This is a genomic window from Trueperaceae bacterium (assembly GCA_031581195.1).
In the GTDB taxonomy this organism is placed as follows: domain Bacteria; phylum Deinococcota; class Deinococci; order Deinococcales; family Trueperaceae; genus SLSQ01.
In genome coordinates, this window is sequence record JAVLCF010000229.1 from 1 (window position 1) to 1,167 (window position 1,167).

Consider the following 1,167-nt stretch of genomic DNA (forward strand, 5'->3'; position numbering starts at 1 on the left):
GAGCGGCGGTGCAGCCCGGTCGCGCCCGCCGGGAGGGGCCGCGTCCGTTCCGCGGTCTGCACCACGCCCCGCCCGTCGGTCGCGCGGACGCTCACGTCGAACGTCCCGTCCGCGCCGACCCCCACCACGTCCGGCGACCCCAGCCACGCCCAGCGGCGCCACGCGTACGGGCTCGGGGCGGCCTCGAGGTCCGCCTCCCGCCACGTCGCGCCGCCGTCGAACGACACGTCGACCCGCGCGACCCCCCGCCCCCCGGCGAACGCCACGCCCGCCACCGCCCACCGGCCGTCCCCGAGATCGGTCGCGACGTCGGTATCGACGCGACTCAGGGTCCGCACCGTCGCGACGTCGCTCCAGCCCCGCGTCGCCCAGTACCCCAGGTGGTTCTCGGCGCGCAGCTCGATGCGCCGAAGCCACTTCACGCTCTTCATGCCGTAGATGCCGGGCACCAGCAGACGCGCCGGGAAGCCGTGCGCCGGCGCGAGCGCCTGCCCGCCGTGCCGGTACGCGACCAGCGTCCCCTCGGCCCGCGCCGCATCGAGGGGGAACGAGTCGTCGTAGTTGTCCGCCGCCCACGCCACCACCTCGCGCGCGTCCGGGTGCACGCCGGCCGCCTCCAGCAGGTCGCGGAGCCGCACGCCGGTCCACTCGCTCGTGCCGATCAGGTCGCCCCCCACCCGGTTCGAGACGCACACGAGGGTCGAAGGCCGCGTCACCGACGGGAGCGCCGCCAGGTCGTCGACGCTCAACGACAGCGGCGTCGTCACGAGGCCGTCGATCCGGAGGCGCCACCCCGCCTCCCGCACGCGGGGCGGCGTCAGGTTCTTCGAGATCTCGTAGTGCGCGTCCGCCGGCGTGATGCGCGGCGCCAGGCCCCGAATCCGCGCCCACGGCACGACGCCCCCCAGGAACGCCGATTGCGCCCACGCCGCGGGGCCGCCCGCCCCCGCCGCGAGGCCGGACGCCGCCGCCACGATCCAGCCCAACGCGCCGCGCCGGCCCGGGCGGGACGCCGCCCCGGGCGTGCCCCCGCTGGCGATCCACGCCAACAGGAAGGCGCCGACCGCCGCGCCGGCGTGCACCGGCAGGGGAGGCCACGCGACGTTCGACGGCGCACGCCCGAACGCCCCCGCGTCCGCCCACGGGAACAGGCCGAGGCCCACCCCC

1 protein-coding gene is annotated in these 1,167 nt (G+C 77.9%); it reads right to left on the bottom strand.

Features of this window, described 5'->3' with window-relative positions:
* On the bottom strand, positions 1 to 1,167 hold a 1,167-nt coding region (locus tag RI554_11645; protein ID MDR9392666.1), incomplete at both ends, for a molybdopterin-dependent oxidoreductase.